Origin of the sequence: Exiguobacterium sp. s40 (assembly GCF_018617905.1) — a bacterium.
Taxonomy (GTDB): Bacteria; Bacillota; Bacilli; order Exiguobacteriales; family Exiguobacteriaceae; genus Exiguobacterium; species Exiguobacterium mexicanum_A.
In genome coordinates this window covers 145,725-169,716 of sequence record NZ_JACSLC010000001.1, presented here as the reverse complement: position 1 = coordinate 169,716, position 23,992 = coordinate 145,725, and the positions used below count along the sequence as shown (strand labels likewise).

24 protein-coding genes are annotated in these 23,992 nt (G+C 53.3%); 19 read left to right on the top strand and 5 right to left on the bottom strand.

Features of this window, described 5'->3' with window-relative positions; translation table 11 throughout:
- Window positions 1–229: 229 nt before the first annotated feature.
- Both thrS and KNP02_RS00875 read left to right on the top strand, forming a co-directional pair.
- Complete coding sequence (gene thrS / locus KNP02_RS00880) at window positions 230–2,167, top strand: threonine--tRNA ligase (RefSeq protein WP_214706323.1); 1,938 nt, start codon at window positions 230–232, stop codon at window positions 2,165–2,167.
- Between the two features lie 113 nt (window positions 2,168–2,280).
- Window positions 2,281–3,144: a DUF1002 domain-containing protein gene (locus tag KNP02_RS00875; protein ID WP_214706316.1), complete on the top strand. Its 864-nt coding sequence runs from the start codon at window positions 2,281–2,283 to the stop codon at window positions 3,142–3,144.
- A gap of 53 nt (window positions 3,145–3,197) precedes the next feature.
- Here KNP02_RS00875 and KNP02_RS00870 read toward each other — a convergent pair whose 3' ends face one another.
- Window positions 3,198–3,407: a hypothetical protein gene (locus tag KNP02_RS00870; protein ID WP_034778198.1), complete on the bottom strand. Its 210-nt coding sequence runs from the start codon at window positions 3,405–3,407 to the stop codon at window positions 3,198–3,200.
- 339 nt (window positions 3,408–3,746) lie between these two features.
- Between KNP02_RS00870 and infC the strand changes: the two genes are divergently transcribed.
- The 9 genes from infC (at window position 3,747) to pheT (ending at window position 11,302) form a co-directional block, all read left to right on the top strand.
- Window positions 3,747–4,277, top strand: a complete 531-nt coding sequence (infC, locus tag KNP02_RS00865; protein ID WP_021065640.1) for a translation initiation factor IF-3 — start codon at window positions 3,747–3,749, stop codon at window positions 4,275–4,277.
- Between the two features lie 30 nt (window positions 4,278–4,307).
- Window positions 4,308–4,502: a 50S ribosomal protein L35 gene (gene rpmI / locus KNP02_RS00860; RefSeq protein ID WP_021065641.1), complete on the top strand. Its 195-nt coding sequence runs from the start codon at window positions 4,308–4,310 to the stop codon at window positions 4,500–4,502.
- 28 nt (window positions 4,503–4,530) lie between these two features.
- Window positions 4,531–4,890: a 50S ribosomal protein L20 gene (gene rplT, locus KNP02_RS00855; protein ID WP_021065642.1), complete on the top strand. Its 360-nt coding sequence runs from the start codon at window positions 4,531–4,533 to the stop codon at window positions 4,888–4,890.
- Window positions 4,891–4,976: 86 nt separating this feature from the next.
- Window positions 4,977–5,231, top strand: coding sequence for a hypothetical protein (locus tag KNP02_RS00850; protein ID WP_034778195.1), 255 nt, complete (start codon window positions 4,977–4,979; stop codon window positions 5,229–5,231).
- Window positions 5,232–5,254: 23 nt separating this feature from the next.
- Complete coding sequence (locus KNP02_RS00845; RefSeq protein ID WP_029595195.1) at window positions 5,255–5,737, top strand: dUTP diphosphatase; 483 nt, start codon at window positions 5,255–5,257, stop codon at window positions 5,735–5,737.
- 25 nt (window positions 5,738–5,762) lie between these two features.
- Window positions 5,763–6,842: a M42 family metallopeptidase gene (locus tag KNP02_RS00840; protein ID WP_034778191.1), complete on the top strand. Its 1,080-nt coding sequence runs from the start codon at window positions 5,763–5,765 to the stop codon at window positions 6,840–6,842.
- Between the two features lies 1 nt (window position 6,843).
- Window positions 6,844–7,590: a TrmH family RNA methyltransferase gene (locus KNP02_RS00835; protein ID WP_034778188.1), complete on the top strand. Its 747-nt coding sequence runs from the start codon at window positions 6,844–6,846 to the stop codon at window positions 7,588–7,590.
- Between the two features lie 301 nt (window positions 7,591–7,891).
- On the top strand, window positions 7,892–8,914 hold the full coding sequence (pheS, locus tag KNP02_RS00830; protein ID WP_034778187.1) for a phenylalanine--tRNA ligase subunit alpha: 1,023 nt from the start codon (window positions 7,892–7,894) through the stop codon (window positions 8,912–8,914).
- 12 nt (window positions 8,915–8,926) lie between these two features.
- Entirely contained in the window at window positions 8,927–11,302 is a 2,376-nt protein-coding gene (gene pheT / locus KNP02_RS00825) for a phenylalanine--tRNA ligase subunit beta (protein ID WP_214706314.1), read from the top strand.
- A gap of 42 nt (window positions 11,303–11,344) precedes the next feature.
- On the opposite strand, the gene KNP02_RS00820 is transcribed toward pheT, so the two are convergent.
- The 3 genes from KNP02_RS00820 to rnhC form a co-directional block, all read right to left on the bottom strand.
- Complete coding sequence (locus KNP02_RS00820) at window positions 11,345–12,367, bottom strand: PTS sugar transporter subunit IIC (RefSeq protein WP_214706312.1); 1,023 nt, start codon at window positions 12,365–12,367, stop codon at window positions 11,345–11,347.
- A 326-nt stretch (window positions 12,368–12,693) separates the two neighbouring features.
- On the bottom strand, window positions 12,694–13,506 hold the full coding sequence (locus KNP02_RS00815) for an alpha/beta fold hydrolase (RefSeq protein ID WP_214706310.1): 813 nt from the start codon (window positions 13,504–13,506) through the stop codon (window positions 12,694–12,696).
- Window positions 13,507–13,578: 72 nt separating this feature from the next.
- The gene (rnhC, locus tag KNP02_RS00810; protein WP_214706308.1) at window positions 13,579–14,490 is read right to left on the bottom strand and encodes a ribonuclease HIII; all 912 of its coding nucleotides are present in this window, start codon (window positions 14,488–14,490) and stop codon (window positions 13,579–13,581) included.
- 123 nt (window positions 14,491–14,613) lie between these two features.
- Here rnhC and KNP02_RS00805 point away from each other — a divergent pair, with 123 nt between their 5' ends.
- The 7 genes from KNP02_RS00805 to KNP02_RS00775 all read left to right on the top strand — a co-directional run bounded on the left by KNP02_RS00805 (window position 14,614) and on the right by KNP02_RS00775 (window position 22,660).
- Complete coding sequence (locus tag KNP02_RS00805) at window positions 14,614–15,015, top strand: hypothetical protein (RefSeq protein WP_034778175.1); 402 nt, start codon at window positions 14,614–14,616, stop codon at window positions 15,013–15,015.
- Window positions 15,015–15,536, top strand: a complete 522-nt coding sequence (locus KNP02_RS00800; protein WP_214706306.1) for an NfeD family membrane protein — start codon at window positions 15,015–15,017, stop codon at window positions 15,534–15,536. The genes KNP02_RS00805 and KNP02_RS00800 overlap by 1 nt, the downstream gene beginning before the upstream one ends.
- A 3-nt stretch (window positions 15,537–15,539) precedes the next feature.
- A complete protein-coding gene (locus tag KNP02_RS00795) occupies window positions 15,540–17,054 on the top strand; it encodes a flotillin lipid rafts scaffold protein FloT (RefSeq protein ID WP_114166093.1) in 1,515 nt (504 codons plus the stop codon).
- Between the two features lie 135 nt (window positions 17,055–17,189).
- The gene (locus KNP02_RS00790) at window positions 17,190–18,161 is read left to right on the top strand and encodes a BMP family lipoprotein (protein ID WP_214706304.1); all 972 of its coding nucleotides are present in this window, start codon (window positions 17,190–17,192) and stop codon (window positions 18,159–18,161) included.
- Window positions 18,158–19,801, top strand: coding sequence for a methyl-accepting chemotaxis protein (locus KNP02_RS00785; protein WP_214706296.1), 1,644 nt, complete (start codon window positions 18,158–18,160; stop codon window positions 19,799–19,801). Before KNP02_RS00790 ends, KNP02_RS00785 begins: the two co-directional genes overlap by 4 nt.
- A gap of 155 nt (window positions 19,802–19,956) precedes the next feature.
- Complete coding sequence (locus KNP02_RS00780) at window positions 19,957–20,526, top strand: helix-hairpin-helix domain-containing protein (RefSeq protein WP_034778163.1); 570 nt, start codon at window positions 19,957–19,959, stop codon at window positions 20,524–20,526.
- Between the two features lies 1 nt (window position 20,527).
- Window positions 20,528–22,660 carry a ComEC/Rec2 family competence protein gene (locus KNP02_RS00775; RefSeq protein WP_214706294.1) on the top strand — a complete coding sequence of 711 codons (2,133 nt, stop codon included), beginning with the start codon at window positions 20,528–20,530 and terminating at the stop codon, window positions 22,658–22,660.
- Window positions 22,661–22,718: 58 nt separating this feature from the next.
- Here the strand turns inward: KNP02_RS00775 and KNP02_RS00770 are convergent, their stop codons facing one another.
- Window positions 22,719–22,883 (bottom strand): YqzM family protein, encoded by a 165-nt coding sequence (locus KNP02_RS00770; protein WP_016508105.1) that lies wholly within the window; start codon window positions 22,881–22,883, stop codon window positions 22,719–22,721.
- Between the two features lie 90 nt (window positions 22,884–22,973).
- Here KNP02_RS00770 and holA point away from each other — a divergent pair, with 90 nt between their 5' ends.
- Window positions 22,974–23,984, top strand: coding sequence for a DNA polymerase III subunit delta (gene holA / locus KNP02_RS00765; protein ID WP_353047330.1), 1,011 nt, complete (start codon window positions 22,974–22,976; stop codon window positions 23,982–23,984).
- Window positions 23,985–23,992 lie beyond the last annotated feature (8 nt).

Genomic DNA, 23,992 nt, shown 5'->3' with positions numbered 1-23,992 from the left:
GTTTCAAAGCGAGGGAAGACTGGTGAGAGCTTCCTAAACACGCCGATCGCCTTACTCCCTCAGAGCACCGTACGGGCCAATCGTGCGGCGATTCACACTCGTTATCGTGTGTTCGAGCCAAGCGTTACGCTTGGGAACGAGGGTGGTACCACGAGAATCAAAGCTCGTCCCTTTCATAGGGATGGGCTTTTTTTATTTATTTTTAAATGTAGAGAGGGGAAGTTGACACATGATTCAATTGACATTTCCAGATGGGGCCGTCAAAGAGTTTGAGGCCGGCATCACAGCAGAAGAAGTAGCAGGTTCGATTAGTCCAGGACTCCGAAAAAAAGCAATCGCCGCCAAAATCGATGGTGAGATGATCGATTATCGTCGTCCGATTGAACAGGACGGTAAAATCGAGCTCGTAATGCCGGATTCGGAAGAGGGCATCGATTTGATGCGCCACTCGTCAGCCCACTTGATGGCCCAAGCCATCAAACGGTTATACGGGGAAGAAGGCAGCATCTACCTCGGGATCGGACCGACAATCGAGAACGGTTTTTATTATGATATCGAGATGGATCGCCGCATCAACGAAGAAGATCTCCCGGAAATCGAGAAAATGATGAAGCGGATCGTCGACGAGAACTTGGACATCACACGTGAAGTCGTGTCGCGCGACGAGGCGCTCGAACGCTACAAGGCGCTCGGAGACCCGCTCAAAATCGAATTGATTGAAGATATCCCGTCGAGCGAGACGCTCACGATTTACCATCAAGGCGAATTTTTCGACTTATGCCGTGGGCCGCACGTCCCGTCGACATCGAAGTTGAAAGTGTTCAAGTTGATGAGCGTGGCCGGGGCATACTGGCGCGGCGACTCGGACAATAAGATGCTCCAACGCATTTACGGAACGGCGTTCGCGACGAAAGAACAACTCGCGGAACACTTGCGTCTATTGGAAGAAGCGAAAGAGCGCGATCACCGCAAGCTCGGGAAAGAACTCGATCTCTTCTTCGTGTCGCAAGAAGTCGGCCAAGGTTTGCCGATGTGGCTCCCGAAAGGTGCCTCGATCCGTCGGACGGTCGAACGTTATATCGTCGACAAAGAGCTCGAGCTCGGGTATCAGCACGTCTACACACCGGTCCTCGGTTCGGTCGAATTGTATAAGACGTCTGGTCACTGGGATCACTATCAAGACGATATGTTCCCGAAAATGGAGATGGACAACGAGGAACTCGTCCTTCGTCCGATGAACTGTCCGCACCACATGACGATTTATAAACATGAGCCGCGCTCATATCGCGAACTCCCGCTTCGCATCGCCGAGCTCGGCGGTATGCACCGTTACGAGATGTCAGGTGCGCTCACAGGCCTCCAACGCGTCCGTTACATGGTGTTGAACGACGGGCACACGTTCGTCACGCCGGAACAGATGAAGCAAGAATTCAAAGATATCGTCCACTTGATTCAAGAAGTGTACGCTGACTTCGGCATTAAAGACTATCGTTTCCGCTTGTCGTACCGTGACCCGGCCGACAAAGAGAAATACTTCGACAACGACGCAATTTGGGAAACAGCCCAACGTCAATTGAAAGAGACGATGGATGAGCTCGGTCTCCCGTATTTCGAAGCCGAAGGCGAAGCGGCATTTTACGGACCGAAACTCGACGTCCAAGTCCGCACGGCGCTCGGCAAAGAAGAGACGTTGTCGACGGTCCAACTCGACTTCTTGCTCCCTGAGCGGTTCGACTTGACGTACACAGGACCAGACGGCAAAGACCATCGCCCAATCGTCCTTCACCGTGGTGTCGTCTCGACGATGGAACGTTTCGTCGCCTACTTGATTGAAGAGTATAAAGGCGCGTTCCCGACATGGCTCGCCCCGGTCCAAGTCAAATTGATCCCGGTCTCACACGTCCACGACGAATACGTCGCGGAAGTGAAAGCAGAGCTCGTCAAGCGCGGTGTCCGCGTCGAAACGGACCTTCGTGATGAGAAACTCGGCTACAAGATTCGGGAAGCACAGATGAAGAAAATCCCGATGACGCTCGTCCTCGGAGATAAAGAACGTGATGAGCGTGCAGTCAACATCCGTCGTTATGGACAACAAGAACAAGTATCGGCCACGCTCGATGAATTCTTGTCGTCACTTACAGCAGAGATCGCCAACCGTTCACGTTAATATGTCGACCATCCTTCATTGGAAGGGTGGTCGTTTTTTCGGTCTTGAGACGGATGCGGAAGACTTCACCAAACACGTATGGTAGAAGAAAGGAGTGATTCATTTTGAATTATATGAAACCATTAGTGGCGTTGACGATCGGTTCGGTCGTCGCGACAAGCATGATTCCAAAAGTAAACGCAGAAGCCATCGTCGATGATACGATTGTCACACTCGGGGAGTCGTTATCGGCGAGCCAACGGGACTGGGTGCTCGAACGGGTTGAGGCACCGGCGGGGATTGAGCCGATCATCACGACCTCAGCCGATGAAGATAAATACTTAGGGGATGCCGTCCCGCAAGCGCAGCGCGGCGGGGGGATGTATTCATCAGCCCGCATCAAACTGACCGACGGGACCGGGCTCGATATCAAAACGGAAAACGTGACATGGGTGACCGAAGATATGTATGCGAATGCTCTCGTGACGGCAGGCGTCACGGATGCCGATATTTATATCACGTCGCCGATTCGCGTCACCGGGACGTCGGCGTTGACGGGCATCATGAAAGCCTATGATCAGACGGCCGCGGAGACAGGCATTCAATTGAGCGAGGAACGGAAAGACTTGGCGCAAGAAGAGCTCGCGGTCACCTCTGAGATCGGGAAGACGGTCGGGCAAGAGGACGTGGCCGGACTCATGAACGAGATTAAAGCGGAAATTGCGAACAAGGCACCGGAGACGAACATTGAGATTCGAGATATCGTCATCCAAGTATTGAATCAAAACAACGTCCAACTGTCTGATACGCAGTTGACGCAATTGACGACGTTGTTCGAGAACATGCAGCAGGCGAACCTCGACTGGGGTGCAATCAGCAATGGGTTACAAGGGGCCGGTCAAGACGTTCAGGCGTTTCTCGAGACCGAGGAAGTCCAAGGCTTCTTCGCCCGTTTGTTCGAAGCGCTCAGCAACTTCTTCAAGTCGTTGACGAATTGAACGGGCTTTGAGTACATGACAAATGGTATTGAAAAAAGGGCCTCGGCCCTTTTTCAATACCATCGTTTATGGATATAGTCGCGAGCAGACTCGTGGTCGTCCACAATCTTCAACGTGATTCGGTTCATCTCTTCTAAAAGGTCTGTCAATACCGCTTCGAGCTTGGCATCACTCACGTCATGGTGGCGCATCGTCTCTTGTACGATGTGTTTGATTTGGTCGTGATAATCATGGTCACCTTTCACTTGCTGTCTCCAAGACACGGCCCATCCCTCCTTTTTTTATTTTATTCCCTCGGAAAAGGTATTGCGAAACAGCGAAATGACTGTTATCATCATAAAAGTGTGAGCTACCAATTATTCATGCGCGAATTCTTGACATCTTAATCCTATTGGTGTTAAGATGACATAGTGATTAAATACAACAAAGCAGAAGCGCCCGCTTCTCACCTCGTCCGAACAGCTTCGGTCAGGTCCATCATGTACGTGAAGCAGTTGAGCCTTGGTCTCTGCTGACTCCGAAATGATGTGTGGGCGGGAAACTGCCGACGCTTTTTTTATTGCCATGTTGTCTTATCAATCTAAAACTCGTGCAATCGCACGATGGAGGTGCTAACCATTAGCAAAGAGCTCTTTATCAACGAAAACATTCGTGCCCGTGAAGTTCGCTTAATTGGAGCGGACGGTGCACAACTCGGTGTGCAATCGCGTAATGAAGCATTACGTTTAGCAGAAGAGGCTGAACTCGATCTCGTCTTGGTCGCCGATAAAGCTAACCCACCGGTCGCTAAAATCATGGACTATGGGAAATACCGTTTCGAACTCCAGAAAAAGGAGAAAGAAGCGCGTAAAAACCAAAAAGTCATCCAATTGAAAGAAGTACGCCTCAGCCCGACAATCGAGGAAAACGATTTCCAAACGAAATTGCGTAACGCTCGCAAATTCCTTGAAAATGGAAACAAAGTGAAAGCGTCGATCCGTTTCCGCGGACGCGCCATCACACACTCGGAAATCGGCCGACGCGTTATGGAAAAATTGGCGGCGGAATGTGCCGACTTGGCAACAGTTGAGCAAAAGCCGAAGATGGAAGGACGCAGCATGTTCTTAGTGCTGGCTCCGAAGAAAGAAGATTAATCATCGAGTCATAGTGGGGAGGAAATACTCATGCCGAAAATGAAATCGCACCGTGGTGCTTCTAAACGTTTCAAACGTACTGCATCAGGTAAACTCAAGCGTTCACACGCTTACACAAGTCACTTGTTTGGTAACAAATCGACTAAAGCGAAACGTAAGCTCCGTAAAGGTGCTATCGTATCAGCTGGAGACTTCAAACGCATTCGCAACATGATCGCGAAGTAATACAGAAAGAATTTAGGAGGGAAACCATATGCCACGCGTAAAAGGCGGTTATACGACTCGTCAACGTCGTAAAAAGCAAATCAAGCTTGCCAAAGGTTATTTTGGCTCAAAACACATTCTATTTAAAGTAGCAAAACAACAAGTCATGAAGTCACTCATGTACGCTTACCGTGACCGTCGTCAAAAGAAACGTGATTTCCGTCGTCTTTGGATCACACGTATCAATGCGGCAGCACGCACAAACGGCCTCTCATACAGCCGTATGATGCACGGCCTCAAGCTCGCAGGGATCGACATCAACCGTAAGATGCTTGCTGAGCTTGCTGTGACAGACGCACAAGCATTCGCGTCACTTGCTGATACAGCTAAATCAAAATTGAACGCGTAATCGTTCAATCGACAGCGCCGAGACCTTATCTCGGCGCTTTCTTTTTTCAGATTTTTTCCTTAAACTTAAGATAAGGAGGACGTCCCATGGATCAATCAGTCTTAGCCATCGTCGCATTGGCGCTCATCGTCTTGAACGTCTACACCTATTTGCAGGCGAAACGTTATACGCTCGGAGAAGGTGATTTCAACGTCTTGTATGCGTACGCAGGCGGTGCAATCGGTGCCCTGTTCGGACTTCATTTGACGCGTAAAAAGGCGGTTCATGCCCCAAAACGTGTTCAAATACAAGTATTGATTTTGGCAGTCGGCTGGTCTTTAATGATTTTAGTACTGCTTTGAATGGAGAATAGGAGGAGCAACCGGTGAACTGGACAACATTGTTTGATCGGCAGCGTGAATTAGATGAGCGGATCAAAGAAGAACATCAATTATCCGGGAACCAATTTGATGAGCGTTTGCTTGCTTTGCTCGTCGAGCTTGGTGAACTCGCCAATGAGACCCGTAGTTTTAAATTTTGGTCAACGAAGGGCCCGTCGCCTCAAGACGTGATCTTAGAAGAGTATGTCGACGGCATTCATTTCTTATTGTCGCTCGGACTTGCCCTCGGGTATGAACGTGATTCGTTCCCGGCAGGTAGCTCGTATCTTGACGCGACTGACGCTTTTTTAGACGTGTTCCGCAAAGTGACGAACTTTGGTTTGTCGAAAACGGAACCGATGTACGAGACGCTGATGGCGGCTTATCTCGAACTTGGCTATACGCTCGGGATCAATGAAGAGTTGATGGTGATGGCGTATATGGCGAAAAATGAAAAGAACCATGAGCGACAAAATCAAGGTTACTAATCAAAAATCGAAGGAGCGATGCCCCATGAACGAATCATTACATATGTTGAAACGCTTGACGGATGCCACAGGTGTCCCTGGAAATGAAGGTGAAGTCCGCTCACTCATGCGTGAGTATTTAGAACCTCACGTCGAAACGTTCGAACAGGATGGGCTCGGCAGTCTGTTTGGTCGAGTGACGGGCGATGCGGAAGGTCCGCGTGTCATGATTGCCGGTCATATGGACGAAGTCGGGTTCATGGTCACGCGCGTTGAAGAGGGCGGTTTCCTCCGCTTCCAAGCACTCGGCGGCTGGTGGAACCAAGTTCTCCTCGCACAGCGCATGGACGTCGTCACACGCTCGGGAGAGAAAATCCCAGGCGTCATCGGTGCCAAACCACCTCACGTCCTTCCGGTCGAGGCACGCAAGAAGCCGGTTGAGATCAAAGACATGTTCCTTGATATCGGTGCAACGTCGAAAGAACAAGTGGCCGAGTGGGGCATTCGTCCGGGCGATACGGTCGTCCCGCATTGTGAGTTCACGGTCATGAAGAACGAAGATTTCTTGATGGCGAAAGCATGGGATAACCGAATCGGTTGTGCCATCGCGATCGAGGCGGCGAAACGTTTGAAGAACGAACAAGTGCCAGGTGTCGTCTATACCGGAGCGACGGTCCAAGAAGAAGTCGGGTTGCGTGGCGCCGTCACGGCCGCCAACTTGGTCAAACCAGACGTCGCCATCGCCGTCGATACAGGCATTCCTGGAGATACGCCAGGAATGACACCGGCAGAAGGATTGTCGAAACTCGGGGAAGGGGTCCAAGTCATCTTCTTTGATGCGACGACCGTCACGAACCCACGCCTCATCGATTTGATTGTCGACGTGGCCAAAGAGAACGATATCAAGTACCAATTGGATTTGACGCCGGGCGGCGGGACAGACGCAGGTCGGTTCCATTTGTCTGGAGTCGGGATGCCGGCCGTCGCGCTCACGGTGCCGGTCCGTTATTTGCATACGAATGTCTCGATCATTCACAAAGCAGATTATGAAGCAGCCGTCGATTTGGTCGTAGCGCTCACGAAACGACTCGACCAAGAAACGGTTCAATGGTTGAAAGAGGGATAATATGACGAAAATCACGTCTACGAAAAGTGAGACGATCAAACGCTTAAAGCGATTGATGACGAAAAAAGGCAGACAAGAGTCCGGGCAATTTTTAGTCGAAGGCGAGCATTTGGTCGACGAGGCGATTCGTGCCGGACGACTCGTTCAGCTGATCATGGGGGAATCGTATACCCCGAAAGGATCGTGGCGCCTAGATGAGATGCCGGTCCTCGAACTATCGGACCATGTGGCCGACCTGTTATCTGAAACAGAGAAGACGCAAGGTGTCTTCGCCGTCGTCAAGATGGCCCCGGTCGAACGGAAGATGAAGCACGTCCTCGTCCTCGACCGGATTCAAGACCCAGGTAACCTCGGGACGATGATTCGCACGGCCGATGCGGCCGGATTTGACACGGTCCTCCTCGGCAAAGGGACGGTCGACCCGTTCAACGCCAAGGTCGTCCGGGCGACGCAAGGTTCGTTGTTCCACGTGAACGTGCGCTCGGTCGATTTGCTCGAGACGCTACCAGAACTGAAGAGCGAAGGCTTCCATGTGTATGGGACCGCACTCGCGAAAGCGACATCTTACGAACAAGTTGACTTCAAAGACAAAGTCGCGCTCGTCATCGGCAATGAGGCGCAAGGCGTCCATAACGACGTGCTTGATTTATGTGACACGCGCGTTCATATCCCGGTTCTCGGCGATGCCGAATCATTGAACGCGGCTGTTGCGGCGGGCATCCTCATGTACCGGATCGCATTACAATAATCTTGTCAGCACTGAAAAATCGTGATAGGTTTATAACATCGAACAACATACCGAATAGACGTTGAAAGAGCATAGTACGCGAACTACCGAACGAGTACAGGGAGCATGGGCCGAGACTGCGAGCCGATGCCTTGATCGGCGCCGAATTCACTCTCGAGTCGTGTTGGAGACAACACCGGGGTAGCATCCCGATATCGATGCTCTCAAGTGGGCCGATTTCGGCCAAGTAGGGTGGTACCGCGATTATTCGTCCCTTCAGTCATCGACTGGAGGGACTTTTTTTGTAGAGGAGGAAATAAGGATGAAAGAACAGTTAGAACAATTACAGCAAGAGGCATTGCATGAGATTCAGGCGGCTTCGTCGCAAAAAGAATTGAACGATGTCCGCATCAAATATTTAGGGAAGAAAGGTCCGATGACCGAGGTGCTTCGTGGGATGGGGAAACTTTCTCCTGAAGAACGTCCGGTCGTCGGAGAGTTGGTCAACACGGTCCGGACGACGATCCAAGACACGTTAGAGGCACGGATCGAGGAAGTGAAGGCGGTCGAACTTGAAGCGAAACTCGCGGCTGAGACAATCGACGTCACACTACCGGGTCGGACGGCGCTGCCGGGCCATACCCATTTACTTCAACAAATCGTCGATGAGATGGAAGACTTGTTCGTCGGGCTCGGCTATACAATCGCCGAAGGCCCGGAAGTCGAGACAGACCTCTACAACTTTGAGATGCTCAACTTGCCGAAAGACCATCCGGCACGTGATATGCAAGACTCGTTCTATATCACGGATGAGACGCTTCTCCGGACACACACGTCACCAGTTCAGGCCCGGACGATGCTCCAAGCCGACGGGAAGCCGATTCGAATCATCTGCCCGGGGAAAGTGTACCGCCGCGACGAAGATGACGCGACACACTCACACCAGTTCATGCAAATCGAGGGGCTTGTCGTTGATGAGCACATCTCGATGGCTGATTTGAAAGGCACGCTCGAAGTGTTCGTCAAGCAATTGTTCGGTGAGACGCGTGAAATTCGTCTTCGCCCGAGCTTCTTCCCGTTTACGGAACCGTCGGTCGAAGTTGATATCTCTTGCTTCAAATGCGGCGGTAAAGGCTGCAACGTCTGTAAGGGAACAGGCTGGATCGAGATTCTCGGAGGCGGCATGGTCCATCCACGCGTTCTCGAGATGGCTGGCTATGACGCCACGAAGATGTCTGGATTCGCATTCGGGATCGGCGTCGAACGGATGGCGATGTTAAAACATGGAGTAGACGATATCCGTCACTTCTATACAAACGATCTACGTTTCATCGAGCAATTCTAAGGGGGAACACATATGTTATTATCGAAAAAATGGTTGAATCAATATATTGATGTATCAGACTTGAGCGGGCAAGAACTCGGAGACTTGATCACGAAGAACGGAATCGAAGTCGAGAGCGTCATCAGCCGCGCTGAAGGATTGTCAGGACTCGTCGTTGGTCACGTCCTCTCGTGCGAGAAACATCCCGAAGCGGACAAGTTGAACGTGACGACGGTCGATATCGGTGCGGACAGCCCGGTGCAAATCGTCTGCGGCGCACCGAACGTCGCGACCGGACAGCACGTCATCGTGGCGACGGTCGGAGCTCGTCTCCCGGGACTCAAAATTAAGAAAGCGAAACTGCGTGGTGTCGATTCACAAGGCATGATCTGCTCGCTCGAGGAACTCGGGTTCGAGAAGAAACAAATTCGTGAAGACGAGCAGGATGGCATCCATACGTTCCGCGAACCGGTCGAAGTCGGTGCGGACGTCATCCGTCTGTTAGACCTCGACGATGAAGTGATCGAGCTCGGATTGACACCGAACCGTTCGGATTGCTTGAGCCTTTATGGAATCATTCATGAAGTTGCGGCCATCCTCGAGCGTCCATACACATTACCGACTGCTGACGTGACGACAAATGTCGCGAACACGGTCAGCGTTCGTCTCGAGACAGATAACTGTCCGTACTATGCGACACGCCGCGTCGACGGCGTCGTCATCGGTGACTCGCCGCAATGGTTGAAAAACATCTTGATCGCAGAAGGCGTCCGCCCAATCAACAACGTCGTCGATGTGACGAACTACGTCATGCTCGAGCTCGGCCAGCCGCTACATGCGTTCGATACGGCAAAACTCGGGACGACGATTGCTGTCCGTCAAGCGCATGACGGCGAAGAAATCGTCACGCTCGATGACGTGACGCGCACGCTCGATGCCTCGATGATGGTCATCACGGACGGTGAACGTCCTGTCGCCATTGCCGGCGTCATGGGCGGTGCGAACACAGAAGTTGATGCGACGACGTCGAGTATCATCCTCGAGTCGGCCTACTTCGCACCGGCATCGGTCCGGAAGACGAGCCGTACGCTCGGATTGCGTTCGGATTCGAGTGCCCGCTTTGAAAAAGGAGTCGACCCGGAACGGTTGCAACTGGCCCTCGACCGTGCCGCCGAGCTCATCGTCGAAGTGAGCGGTGGCACGATCAGCGACATCGTCGTCGCTGGGGACAAAGCTTCAGCGGCCCGGACGATTGACGTCTCGATCGCTTATATCAACCATCGACTCGGGATGGATCTCGAACAAGCGACGATCGTCCGCATTTTGGAGCGGCTCGGTCTCGACGTGACCGGAGACGAGACGTTGACGGTCCACGTACCGTCACGCCGGCCTGACTTGGAACTACCGGCCGACATCACGGAAGAAGTGGCGCGCCTCTATGGGTATGACAGTCTGCCGTCGACACTCCCGGCGTCGCGTTCAAAAGGGTACCTCCCACGAGAGAACGTGTTACGTCGCCGAGTTCGTCGTGTCCTTCAAGGGACAGGATTGTCGCAAGCGATCACGTACTCGCTCACGAGCGTCGGACACGCCGCACGCTTCAGTGGGGAAGGCTCGGACAAAGTTAACTTGGCGATGCCGATGAGCGAAGAGCGCTCAGTGCTCCGGACCTCACTCGTCCCAGGTCTCCTCGAAGCGGCGCGATACAACACGTCACGCCAACAAGCGAATGTGCGCTTGTATGAAACAGGGCGCGTCTACGTGGAAGAAGGCGAGACGTTACCACGCGAAACGGAACGCGTCGCCGGTGTATTGACGGGGCTTTGGTACGACCATCGCTCGCAAGGCACACGTGTCCCGGTCGACTATTTTGTCGCCAAAGGCATCGTCGATACGCTGTTGCATGCACTTCGCATCGACGCGACGTATGAGGCGGCGACGATTGCGGATATGCATCCGGGCCGGACTGCGAACGTCCTCGTGGACGGACGTGTCATCGGCTATGTCGGACAAGTCCATCCGGGCGTGTCAAAAGAAGCGTACGGTTTGAAAGAAGTGTACGTATTCGAGCTCGACTTGGATGTGTTGCATCAGACGGCACAACTCGTCTACGAAGATGTGCCACGTTTCCCATCGATCTCACGCGACTTGGCACTCGTCTTGAAGCGGGATATCCCGGCGGGTCAAGTCGAAGCAACGATCAAACAGGCTGCCGGACCGCTCTTGATCGACCTCGCCTTGTTCGATGTCTATGTCGGGGAGAACGTAGGAGACGATGAAAAATCGATCGCCTTCTCGCTCAAATACCAAGACCCGACGCGCACGCTTCAGGATGAAGAAGTGACCGCGTCGTATGAAGCAATCCTTGCGGCCGTTCAAGCGGCCCACGGCGCAGAAGTTCGCGCCTAACCTAAAAAAGGTGTCCACCACGTGTGGACACCTTTTTTGAGTTTACTGGACCTCGAGAGCCAAGTCGCCGAACTTCGTCCAACCGACGAGGCATGTCACTTTATACAACAGGAGCGTGATGACGGCCGGGAGGACGACACCCGTTCCGACGAAGATGAGGAACGCGTCCATTCCTTGCGCGGCAAGGATGTTGAGCGGGGCGATCAACGAGTTGAGGCCGAGCCCTGCGATCTCATATGGGACCTCGAGCGAGAAGACGAGCGTCGCGATCGGAGCGCTGATCATCGCCGCGATAAAAGGTGGCGTGACGACGCGAGGGTTTTTGACGACGTTCGGGAACTGCACTTTCGGTGTGACGAAGAACGAGGCGACCAACCCGCCCGGATCCGTTTGGCGATACGCCATGAGGGTGAAGCCGACGAACTGGGCCGTACATCCGATCAACGCGGCGGCGCTGGCGACCGGGTCGAGCTGGAGCGCGATGGCGAGTGCGGCCGATGAAGCAGGCGACATGAGCATGACGCTAAAGACGAGCGCGATGACGAGCGATGTCGCGATTGGCGATGTATTGACCGAAGCGGTGATGCTCGCACTGATCGAGTTGATGAGCGGTGTCGTGACGGCTGCTGCCCCGACTCCGACGATCCCGCCGCCGAGGACGGCTGTGACCGGGACGACCATCATGTCGAACTTCGTCTTGCCGAGGACACGTTTACCAAGCCAAACCGCAGCCGCGGCCGCGATTAAAGCACTGATCGGTTGACCAGGTACGAGCACGAGCCCGCTCTCGGTCGGTTGGAGCGCCGCACCACCGACGGTTGCCGCAATCATCGCACTGAACAAAACGAGGGTATTGCCGCCGAGCTGGTAGGCGACACCGGCACCGAGTGCCGGGGCGAGCAACGATTTCGCGACTTGCCCGATCAAGACGAGTGTCTCGATTCCGGCCATCTTCCCAATCGTTTCAATCAAGAGGCCGACCCCGAGCGTGACGAGGACGGCGCTTGCCATTCCTGCTGATATTTTGATCATCCGATCCATTGCGTACTGTTTCACTTCCATCATCTCCTCTATGTGTATCGTTCCAATAAAAAAACCTATCCAGATTGGATAGGCGCGTCGGTCAAACCATGAGCGCCTCGTCCGAAACCATCGAAACAAGGGCCCAAAAATTCGTCTCGGTCATCGAGTCGATTTTCAGTCCCTCAGTCGAATAATAATCAGTAGGCCGTGTTGTGCATGGGTTTTCATCAGTGCCAGCTCCTCCGTTTGTTAAGATTTGTCTAAGAGTAACACGATATTTTTCAATAATCAATATTTTCTGAAAATTCGTTTGAAAAAAATTGAAAACCGCTCAAAAAGAAAGACGCCCCTTGCAGGACCGTCTTTCTTTAAGATGTGCTGGCGGCGAGTGAGCCGACTTGTTGATCGATGAACGCCATCGAGATCGAATTGAAGTGATCGGGTTGGTCGACGTTGACGACGTGACCCGAGTCCGAGACGACCTGGACGCGAGCCGTCGGTTGATGTTTCGCGGTCCGTTCGACAGCTTCGAGGAACATGTAGTCCTCATCACCCATAATATAGAGAATCGGTACGTTCGTCTCGATTGACGAGAAGTGACGAAGCAACGGATTCATATTCTCGGTCATCTTAAACCAGCGGATGAACTCGCGCTGGCATAGGTTGGCCGCGTCGCGGACGAACATCATCCGTGATTTTTTATGACGTTTTTTTGGTAGCAAGATCCACGCGAACAACTGATACAGCCACATGTACGGCACGAAGCTCTGCACGAGACTGCCAAGTCGAATCAACAACGTCGAGCGGACGTTGAACTTGACGATGGCCCCACCGAGCACGACGGAAGCGATTCGTTCCGGATAGTGCTCGAACATCGCCTGGATGACGATTGTCCCGAGCGACAGGCCGACCATATGTCCTTTTTCAATCTTCAAATGATCCATGACTTCGACGACGTCTTCGACGACGACGTCGAGCGTATATGCGTTCAGCGGTTGGTTCAACGACTGTTCTTCGTTGTACGAGCCGCCGTGTCCACGGAGATCGAGCAAGAGCACGTTATATTTTTTTTTGAACGGCCGAATTTGACGATACCAATGCGACAGACTTCCACCGGCGCCATGGATGAAGATGACCCAAGGATGGTCGTCGCTTAAAGTGTACGTTTTATAATGCAACATGAACGCTATCCTCCAAAAATTTTTAAGTTCATTAAACCCTAAAATTAATATACCATATCTTCGAAGTGAGGACTATCGTTTCAGCTCACTCAAACGGATTGCTTTCTTCGTGTTGGCAAAGTGGACTTTCGCCACTTCGTTCAAACGTTCTTGACCGTAACGGATGATCAACTCGGCAGCGACTTGATCGACTTTGGCACCGGCCCCTTTCGGTAACGTGACCCCGAGTGTCGCGCTTAACTTGTCCATTTCTTTTAAGAACAAGGCCCGGGCGAGAATCGAGGCGGCGGCCACGGCGACGTGCAGTCCCTCCGCTTTCGTCGAGAAATAGACGTCGTCTTTGACGACCGCCTTTTCAGATCGCAAATGATTGTAATAGACGTTCTTTTCAGCGAACTGATCGATTAAAATCGCGTCCGGTGTCGCATCGAGCTTCTGTAATAAGGCCGACAAGGCGGCATTATGAGCGATGGCCGTCATTTTACCTTGTGTCATCGTTCGCTGCATCTTATTATACGCCGGATTGTGCAGCGTCGCTTTCTGATAGGTGATGGTAACATGTAAATCTTTGGCGATGCGGACGATCTCTGTATCGGACAACAGTTTTGAGTCTTTGACCCCGAGCTCTTTGACAAGGGCGATTTTCTCTTTCGGCACATAGGCGGCGACGACGACGAGCGGTCCGAAATAATCTCCTTTTCCGACTTCATCGCTCCCGACGACAGACCAGTCCGAAAAGCCTTCCGGTAGAACGGTTTTAGGCACACTTGGTTCTTTCTTTATACTCGTTCCCCATTTTGCGGCCTCGCTGTCGGCATCGCGTCCTTGGAACATGACTTTACCCGAATTGTAGACCGTAATCACACACTGAGGTGTTTTGGCACTGAATCGTGCATGGGGCGGTGGATTGACCGCGTGGGCCCGATAACTCGCGATAAGTTCTTCTTGGGCTGCGGTCGACAATTTGATGACTTGATTGCCCAACGTGAGCACTTCCTTTCTAACTCTAGCAAATCAATCTTACATTTTTTTTAGATATTTTGAAACCAAAGTTTCGCTCTAAACGTATAGACAAGTGAGTAAAGAAAGAAGTGAGGTGAGTCGGAGATGTGGTGGCGCGATGACACGGATGAAGATGAGGCGGGATCTCTCTATAAACATATTCTCGAGCTAGAGGCTAGGATTGCGAAGCTGATCGCCCATCAAGTCAGGGTGCGTCGCCTGCTGATGCAAGAATCGTCGGCCGCGGCGACCGAACAAATCATTGCGCTGCAAGCGGAAGTCGATCATTTTTTATCGCTATTGCGACAAGAGCGAGCGGAAGCGGTCGATCGCTACGACCGCTTGCGTCTCGAACAGACGTTAGGACGTGTGCGGCAGGTGGTCGATCAACCGACCCGGCCTTTGTCCGAATGGGACACGATCGAGCAAGCACTCGCACTCGAAGTCGAACATTTGCGTCGTGTTCTTTCCTATGAACGACAGCGTCGCGCCGAGGAGGAGTGGTAATGGAATCGTTAGATCAGCTGTATTGGTGGGTACTCATCATCGCCGGTCTCGGTACATTTTTGTACATGTTATTTTCAGATGCGTTTGATTTATTCGATGGTTGGTTCAATCCAGCGGTCATCCTGTCATTTTTAGCACTCGGTGCGGGCATCGGCCTCATTTTGAACGCGCTCGCCCATGTGTCCCCGATGATCGGGCTCGCCGTCGCACTCGTCGGATCGTTCGCGCTCACGACGCTCCTGTACTTATTCGTCCTCTTGCCGCTGTCGAACGCGGAAGAATCGATCGGCATGACCGACGAATCCCTCGTCGGCCTCATCGGTCGTTTGACGGTCCCGGTCCCGGAAGGCGGGTTTGGCGAAGTGCTCGTCGAATCGGTGACGGGATCCGTATTAAAAACGGCCAAGAGTGTCGACGGAAAAGCCATCGATACGACACAACGCGTCGTCATCATCGAAGTCGAACGAAACATTGCGGTCGTCATGGAGTATGACGAGCCGACAATCCGAAAGGAGTTTTAACGTATGAACACAGCTATTTTAGCCAGTATTATCGTCGGGGTGATCTTGCTCGCCTTGATTTTCGTCTTCGTGTTGAAGTATCGCACGGTCGGACCAGATGAGGCGCTCATCGTCACCGGCAGCTATTTAGGGAAAAAGAACGTCCATAGCGATGCGTCAGGCAATCGCGTAAAAATTATTCGCGGGGGCGGGACATTCGTCTTGCCGGTGTTCCAGCAGGCAGAGCCACTCAGTCTTCTCTCGAGCAAACTTGAAGTGACGACACCGGAAGTGTATACCGAGCAAGGTGTACCGGTCATGGCGGACGGAACGGCCATCATCAAAATCGGCGGCTCCATCAGCGAAATTGCCACGGCGGCCGAACAATTTCTCGGCAAACCGAAAATCGAACGCGAGAACGAGGCGAAAGAAGTGCTCGAAGGTCACCTGCGTTCAATCCTCGGTTCGATGACGGTCGAAGAAATCTATAAAAACCGCGACAAGTTCTCCCAAGAAGTGCAGCGCGTCGCCTCACAAGATTTGGCCAAGATGGGTCTCGTTATCGTCTCGTTCACCATCAAAGATGTCCGCGACAAGAACGGCTATCTCGAATCGCTCGGGAAACCGCGAATCGCGCAAGTGAAGCGTGATGCCGATATCGCAACGGCCGAAGCGGACAAAGAGACGCGGATCAAACAAGCAGAAGCGATGAAGGACGCGAAGAAAGCAGAACTCGAACGCGCCTCAGAAATCGCGGAAGCCGAGAAAGAGAATCAGCTTCGCATCGCCGCCTATCGCCGCGAGCAAGACGTCGCAAAGGCTCGTGCCGACCAAGCGTATGAACTAGAGGAAGCCCGCGCCAAACAAGAAGTCACGGAGCAACAGATGCAAGTCCAAATCATCGAGCGTCAAAAGCAAATCGAGCTCGAAGAGAAAGAAATCATGCGTCGCGAGAAACAATACGATTCTGAAGTGAAGAAGAAAGCCGATGCCGACCGCTACGCAATCGAGCAGTCAGCCGAAGCCGACAAGGCGCGTCAAATCGCCGCGGCCGATGCCGAGAAGTACCGCATTGAAGCAGAAGCGAAAGCCGACGCCGAACGTGTCCGTCTCGCCGGTGTGGCCGAAGCCGATTCGGAACGGGCCAAAGGGGAAGCGGAAGCCGAGATTATCCGCTTGACGGGTCTTGCCGAAGCCGAAGCGAAACAAAAGATCGCGGAAGCGTTCGAACAGTACGGACAGGCCGCCATTCTCGACATGGTCGTCAAGATGCTTCCGGATTACGCGAAACAGATTGCGGCACCGCTTGGCAATATCGACAAGATCACGGTCGTCGATACGGGTAGCGGTAAAGATGGAGGTGCCGGCAAAGTCACGGGGTATGCCACAGATTTGATGGCATCGCTGCAACAGACGCTCAAAGCGTCGTCAGGAATCGATATGAAAGACTTACTCGACAACTTTGCCGGAAAAGGCAACGTTCAACCGAGTGCGGATCGCGAATTGAGTGATTCGACATTCGCCGCGACGGAAGAATAAGTGTGAAGCCACAGATCGTCTGTGGCTTTTTTGTTTTTACACGGATTCACCTAAAATTAAAAAGAAAGGCTTCAAACTCAATCGGTTTCTGACGATAAGGAGATGTCAGACCATTAGAGAGAGGAAGTAGCTATTATGAAGAAATCACTCATTATCGGCTTGTTGGCCGCATGTGTGACTTGGTTGCCGGGTTGTCAGTCTGTCATTGACCAGCCAGAACAAACCGTTGAAACTCGCCAATCGATGGGTGTTGTCTTGTCCGATGTTGGTCTCGGGGACCAATCATTCAGTGATGCGGCGATGCGCGGCATGGGACAACTCCGTGAGACGGGGGAATGGTTCGTCGATTATCGCGAACTTGCCGAGACGGAAACATATAAAGCAGGGTTCGAACAGCTCGTCGCCGACGGACATGATGTCATCATCGGTCTCGGTTTCGCCTGTCAGACGGATTTGGAGGCGGTGGCAGCCGAACATCCAGAGCAACAGTTCGCGTTGATTGATGCGGTCTCGACGTTACCAAACGTCATGTCGGTGACGTTCCAAGAGATGGAAGGGAGCGCACTCGCCGGGGCAGTCGCGGGACTTGAGACCGAATCGAACAAAATCGGCTTTATCGGAGGCATCGACAATGAGTTGATTCAAAAGTTCGAGACCGGCTTCGAACTCGGGGCAAAGAACGTGAATGAAGATGTGACGATGCTCGTCGATTTCGCCAATGATTTCGCCTCGCCAGAAATCGGCCGCCAGTTGGCCGAGAAACAGATTGAAGCCGGAGCGGACGTGCTGTACGCCGCTGCAGGACTGACAGGGGTCGGTGTCTTAGAAGCAGCGGAACGGAACGGCGTGAAAGCGATTGGCGTCGATAGCGACCAATCGATGATCGCACCGGACGCGGTCATCACATCGATGTTGAAACAAGTCGATTTGGCCATCGTCGAGATTGCGGACCGGGTCGAAGCAGAGGCGTTCAACGCCCATGTCGAACTCGGAATCGATCAAGGCGGTGTCGGGTTGGCCGCTCTTCGTCGTGTCCAGTGGGATGACGATGAGACGAAACGGTTCGAGGCGTTTCAGAAACAGTTGATGGAGGGGATGCTAAAATGAGCTTACGGAAACGGTTTCTCTTTTCGACCGTGTTCACGGTCTTATTGATTGTCTTGATGATGGGTTATGTCTTATTGACGCTCAATCGTCTGCAGACATATAACGAGCAGTACGGCACTCAGATGATTGAACTGTCCCAGCTCGAGACGTCCCTCTTGCAGGAGCAGTCCCTTTGGACCTCGCTCGGTGAGCAGATGAGCCAATCGACGCTCACGCAGCTCGAGCGGATTCGGACGACAAACACGGAGACGTTTACGACATTGAAACAGACGTATCTTATTCCTGAATTTGCGAACCACCTCGAACGTGCGACGATGAAGTATGAGCGAATCGGAGCCGAGGTCGAGGCGGCCGAGGCCGGCGGAATCGCCGCCCGGATTCAAGCGGCGAAGCTTGAAGGGGTATTGAACGATGTGAATACGCTCCTCTTGAAAAATGGAACATTCTACGAGGCGTTACAAGCCGAGGCGGCGAGTGAGACAAAACGTCTCCTGCTCGTGTCCGTATTGTTGACGGTCTTTGTCATCGTCGCACTCAGTGTATACAACTTCTTCTTCGCCCGCTCGATCACCCACCCGCTCGAACGCAACGTCGAGGCAGCGGAAGCAATCGCGGCCGGACGATTGATCACGCTGCCGGATTCGACGCGACGTGATGAAATCGGACGCTTAGAACGAGCGATGCGGGAAATGACGATGTCGCTCCAGACGGTCATCGGTTCCATCCGTGTCACGTCGATGAAAGTGAACGATATGACAGAGACGGCGGCCGCCGAAAACGAGGCCGTGGTCAGTACGACATCGAACATCACGAATGCGGTCGATGAGATGGCGAACGGGGCCCAGTCGATTGCGACCGAACTGCAAGAGACACTTGAATCGGTCGGCATCATGGCGACCTCGTTCGAGACAAGTTTGAACCAGACGAAGCAGACGACCGAACAGACGTCTGAGATGACACGCGAAGTCGCAGCCGGCATCGAGACGTTGACGGACCAGGAAGCGATTTTAGCACGTTCGAGCGAACGTAACGCATCGCTCGTCAACCGGATGGATGATTTTGCCCGGAAAACAGAAGAAATCAAAAAAATGGCGAAGCTCGTGGAAGATGTCGCCGCCCAGACGAACTTGCTCGCCTTGAATGCGGCCATCGAGGCTGCACGGGCAGGGGAGGCAGGACGAGGTTTTGCAGTCGTCGCCAGCGAAGTGAAGAAATTGGCCGAGGAGAGTAACGTGGCGACACGTTCCATCTTTGGTGTCGTCCAGACGATCCGGGACGAGGTCGTCCGCTTGACGGACATGGTCGAAGAGTCGAGTCGGGAACAGACGGCACAGCTCGAGGCGTTCGGAATGACGAAGCAGGCGTTCAACCGAATCCATGACCGCACGGACCACGTCGCCTCGTTTGTCAGTACGATTGAACGCGAGATGGTCGCGTCGAGTTCGGAAGTGACGAACGTCTTGAAACGGGTCGAGGAAGTGAGCGGTGTAACCGAGGAACTTGCGGCGGGGAACGAAGAAGTCGCAGCCTCGATGAAAGAGCAGCAAGCGAGCTTCGATCAGATTTTCGCTTTGATGCAAGAGTTAGAAGGGCAAGCCGCGGCACTCGCTAGCCAAGTCCAACATTTTGAAGAGCACTGAGACAAGTTTCGGCTTGTCTCTTTTTTGTCGTCTCGCTATGTACAGGAAGCGGATGCTTTCGTCCGATAGGCGCGTGGAAAACGACGAGTTCGGCCTCGGCACAGATGGCAACGTTTCTTCATACTATAGAAAAGACTCGCTCGAGGAGGGGACGTATGGAGAAGTGGAAACGATATGTCGTCGTGCTGCTGATCGGACTGTTTATCGGGGTGGGCTATATGTTTTATTCGAAAGAACCGGAGACGCCGATGGTCGAACAGTTCGTTGCGACACCCGAACCGGAAGTCGAGCCGAGCGTCCCGACCGAAATCGTCGTCTATGTGACCGGGGCGGTCGAGGCACCGGACATGTATACGATGCCACAAGGGGCGCGTGTCGGTGACGTGTTGTCACTCGCTGTCTTGACGGATGAGGCCGACCCCGAACAATTGAACTTGGCCCAATTGCTCGTCGATGGAACGAAAGTGAGCGTCCCGAAAAAAGGAGAGACGGTCGTTGTGCCGGCCGCTGAAGAGGCGAGCGGGGGGACGAACGGGGTCCATGTTAACAGTGCGACGAAGGACGAACTGATGACCGTACCGGGCATCGGCCCGGCCAAAGCCGAGGCGATTCTCAATCATTTGAAACAACATGGGCCGTTCAAGTCATACGAAGAGATTGGCAACGTCAAAGGATTCGGGGAGAAGACGTTAGAAAGCATGGAAGGTTATTTATTGGTCCCGTGACATGCCGCTGTATCCACTATTGCCGATCAGCCTATTCATTGCCGGGATGTACGGGTCGGTCGCCCTCTGCCTCCTGTTGACTGTCGCCATCGCGTTCACCTGTCGCGGTCAATCCGTCTATGCGCATATCGGCGCCGTCCTGCTCGTTCTGTTCGTGTTCGTACGTCCTGACGCCGAACCGTTGCCGGAGGAGGGGCCCTATCTGTTCGCCATCGAGAGCCGGCGGGACAACGGACTATCAGCGCGGCTGTATGGACAAATCGACGGGACGGAAGGTGTGTTGACCGGTCGTGACCTCGCACTCGGTCGTCCCGGAGAGACGTGCCTCGTCACGTTCACGCACATCCCGTTCGCACCGCTGCGTAATACGGGCGGATTCAATGAGTCGGCGTGGGCGCTCGGAGCCGGTCTGACGTTCAAAGGGAGTGACGTCACCATCGAGGCGTGTCGTCCGAGTGACGGGATAGCTGGGCGGATGCTCCGCTGGAAAGAACGGCAGCTCGCGAGAATCGAGGCAACGTATCGACCAGATGTGGCGCTATATATGGAGGCGTTATTGTTTGGGGAGAGCCGATTGCTCGATGAGGACACCTCGTTCTCTTACCGGGTCACGGGTCTGCTTCATCTGCTCGTCATCTCCGGGTCACATATCGCGCTCCTCGTTTTGGCGTTCCGTTGGCTGATGCGCGGTTTGCCGTTTCGTCAGGAGACGAAGACGCAACTCATCATCGCCGCGGTCACGCTGTTCGGCTGGCTGACCGGGTTTTCGCCACCGGTCGCACGGGCCGTTCTAGTCGCCGATCTGTTGCTCGGGTTGTCGCTGTTCGGCTACCGTGTCCGTGACCCGATTCGGTTACTGAGTTGGTGTGCCGCGATGCTACTCGCCGTGCAACCTTATCTGTTCTGGAATCTAGGGTTTCAATTGACGGTCGCGATGACGCTATTTTTGCTCGTGACCCGGTCGATTTGGAAGGGGCCGTTTGGATTGGCCATCTATGCGCAATGGTTCGGTCTCATCTTCCTATGGCCCGTGCAACCAATTCTATCGATGTTGGCACCGGTATATAACGTGCTCGTCGGGCTGTTGATCTCTTGGTTCATCATCCCGATCACACTGCTCTCGTACCTCGTACCGACGGCCGAACCACTCCTCTATCCGGTCCTCGACGGGTTGAACGGGACGTTCCAACTGCACCATGACTGGCAGCCGTGGCTCCCGTTGCACGAGTTCACGTTTTGGCACGCTGTAACGCTCGCTGCCGTGCTGTGGGGTGGGTTGATCTTACTCGAATGGAAGCGCTGGACGGGCTGGGCGCTGGCCATCAGTTCCCTTTTCTTCCTTCACGTCTCGTTGGAATGGACCGAACAGCCACGCGTCACGTTTCTAGATGTCGGACAGGGCGATGCCATCGTCGTCGAGTATGGTGATGTGACCGGGGTCATCGATGTCGGCGGAGTGTTTCAAGACCCGAAGGAATCGAAACGGTCTACGTATGATCCGGGAGCGGATGTCGTCGCCCCGTACATATGGAAGCGAGGGGAGACGCGTCTCGATTTCTTGCTGCTTACCCATGCCGATCATGATCATGTCGGTGGACTGTCCGGTTTGCTCTCGTCCATCGAAGTCGATGAGGTGTGGCTCTCGGCGGAAGTAGCGGATCAAGGCAAACGAGACGAGTTACTGGCCGAGCTGGCGGCTTATCAAGTCCCGATCCGGCTCCTGTCGAGCGGGGACAGGCCGTACCCGTGGATGTGGGTCGTCGCCCCGGACGAGTCAGGAGAGGATGAGAATGCGAACTCGGTGTCACTGTTCATGAAAGTAGGGGGCCTATCGTATTTATTGACCGGGGATTTGCCGGACACGCGGGAAGAGATGATTCCGACCGTTGACGTCGATGTGTTCAAGCTCGGGCATCACGGGGCGGAGTCGTCCTCGAGTCATGAGTTGATCGAGCGGGTCGACCCGGAATGGATTGTCGTCAGTGTTGGAGCGAACAATCGCTACGGTCACCCCCACCCCGACACATTAGAGCGAATCGAAGGCAGACGGTTATTGCGGACCGATGAGGACGGTATGGTCGTCTGTGAACGAAATCGCTGTCGCGGGATTGTGACGAAGGCAGTACCGCCATGAAAAACTATGATAAACTAAAAAAGCGATTGCTCCCCCGGGCAATCGCTTTCTGACTGACTTATAAGCTCAAGAACTTGATGAGGACACCGATCGCGAAGATGGTGAAGAAAAAGCCGAACGGGACGATGAAGCCGATTGCTGAATCGATGGCATCGTTACGTTTGCACTGCACGTCGTTCTCGAACGGGTTTTCGCTTTGTGGGCGAACAGAGTTAATATGCATAGTGAGTCCCTCCTTGAAATGGTTCCGTCCTAAGTATAGCGAATCAGTGAAGGATAATCTATGTTTAGATAAGAATAAATTGTGAAAGTGGTGTGTGTTTTGAATGAACCGTGGCTGCATAACGGAAAGTTGTCGAACGTGTACGTCCTATTTGGGACAGAGAAATATTTACTAGAGACGTGGGAACGGGCGGTCATCAAAGCCGCCAACCCGTCTGGTGATCAATTTGATGTCATGCAGCTCGACTTGCACGAGACGTCACTCGATACGGCGCTTGATGAAGCGGAGACGGTACCTTTTTTCAGTGAGTATCGGACCGTCATCGTCAAACATGCCCAGTTTTTGACGGGGGCGAAAGAAAAGCAGAAACAAAACGTTGAGCGCTTGACGGAATACGTCTTACAACCGGCGCCTTACTCTGTGCTCGTCTTTGTCATTGAAGCGGAAAAACTCGATGAACGAAAAAAAGTTGTCAAACGCCTGAAAGAACGGGCCATCGTCCTCGAAGCAAAAAAACCGAGCCAATCCGAATTAATGCGTTACGTCGGCGACGAATTGAATCGTCGTGGTCAAAAGATGGAGCGGGCGACCGTCGAGCGTCTGTTGTTCCTCTGTCAGGACGATTGGGGAAAACTCGTGCGCGAGCTTGAGAAGTTACAACTTTATGCGAGTGAAGGCGCCGACATCCCGATGGAGATTGTCAACGACTTGGTCCCGCGGACGCTCGAGGATAACGTATTCCAGCTATCCGAGTTTTTAGTGGCCCGACGTGCGGATGCTGCGCTTCGGCTTGTACGGGATTTGGAGAAACAGGGGCAGGAATTGATCGGTCTGTTGTCGCTCCTCGCCCGGCAGTACCGGAATATGTATCTGGCCAAACAGTTGACGGAGAAAGGTTATGGCGAGAAGCAGATCGCCTCGAAAATCGGGGCGCATCCATATACGGTAAAACTCGCCTCACAAGCGAGCCGGAATTTCTCAGAGGCCCAGCTCGCCCGGGCGCTGACGATGATTGCCGATGCGGACGAGGCGATGAAGACGGGACGGGGCGACAAGCAAATCGTCTTTGACACACTCGTCTGCCAATTAACGTTACTGTGAGGTGAAGA

Bases quoted from the DNA above. Each gene is read 5' to 3' on its own strand.
- thrS (WP_214706323.1), top strand. From the start codon at position 230: ATGATTCAATTGACATTTCCAGATGGGGCCGTCAAAGAGTTTGAGGCC.
- KNP02_RS00875 (WP_214706316.1), top strand. From the start codon at position 2,281: ATGAAACCATTAGTGGCGTTGACGATCGGTTCGGTCGTCGCGACAAGC.
- infC (WP_021065640.1), top strand. From the start codon at position 3,747: ATGGAGGTGCTAACCATTAGCAAAGAGCTCTTTATCAACGAAAACATT.
- rpmI (WP_021065641.1), top strand. From the start codon at position 4,308: ATGCCGAAAATGAAATCGCACCGTGGTGCTTCTAAACGTTTCAAACGT.
- rplT (WP_021065642.1), top strand. From the start codon at position 4,531: ATGCCACGCGTAAAAGGCGGTTATACGACTCGTCAACGTCGTAAAAAG.
- KNP02_RS00850 (WP_034778195.1), top strand. From the start codon at position 4,977: ATGGATCAATCAGTCTTAGCCATCGTCGCATTGGCGCTCATCGTCTTG.
- KNP02_RS00840 (WP_034778191.1), top strand. From the start codon at position 5,763: ATGAACGAATCATTACATATGTTGAAACGCTTGACGGATGCCACAGGT.
- KNP02_RS00835 (WP_034778188.1), top strand. From the start codon at position 6,844: ATGACGAAAATCACGTCTACGAAAAGTGAGACGATCAAACGCTTAAAG.
- pheS (WP_034778187.1), top strand. From the start codon at position 7,892: ATGAAAGAACAGTTAGAACAATTACAGCAAGAGGCATTGCATGAGATT.
- pheT (WP_214706314.1), top strand. From the start codon at position 8,927: ATGTTATTATCGAAAAAATGGTTGAATCAATATATTGATGTATCAGAC.
- KNP02_RS00820 (WP_214706312.1), bottom strand. From the start codon at position 12,367: ATGATGGAAGTGAAACAGTACGCAATGGATCGGATGATCAAAATATCA.
- KNP02_RS00815 (WP_214706310.1), bottom strand. From the start codon at position 13,506: ATGTTGCATTATAAAACGTACACTTTAAGCGACGACCATCCTTGGGTC.
- KNP02_RS00805 (WP_034778175.1), top strand. From the start codon at position 14,614: ATGTGGTGGCGCGATGACACGGATGAAGATGAGGCGGGATCTCTCTAT.
- KNP02_RS00800 (WP_214706306.1), top strand. From the start codon at position 15,015: ATGGAATCGTTAGATCAGCTGTATTGGTGGGTACTCATCATCGCCGGT.
- KNP02_RS00795 (WP_114166093.1), top strand. From the start codon at position 15,540: ATGAACACAGCTATTTTAGCCAGTATTATCGTCGGGGTGATCTTGCTC.
- KNP02_RS00790 (WP_214706304.1), top strand. From the start codon at position 17,190: ATGAAGAAATCACTCATTATCGGCTTGTTGGCCGCATGTGTGACTTGG.
- KNP02_RS00785 (WP_214706296.1), top strand. From the start codon at position 18,158: ATGAGCTTACGGAAACGGTTTCTCTTTTCGACCGTGTTCACGGTCTTA.
- KNP02_RS00780 (WP_034778163.1), top strand. From the start codon at position 19,957: ATGGAGAAGTGGAAACGATATGTCGTCGTGCTGCTGATCGGACTGTTT.
- KNP02_RS00775 (WP_214706294.1), top strand. From the start codon at position 20,528: ATGCCGCTGTATCCACTATTGCCGATCAGCCTATTCATTGCCGGGATG.
- KNP02_RS00770 (WP_016508105.1), bottom strand. From the start codon at position 22,883: ATGCATATTAACTCTGTTCGCCCACAAAGCGAAAACCCGTTCGAGAAC.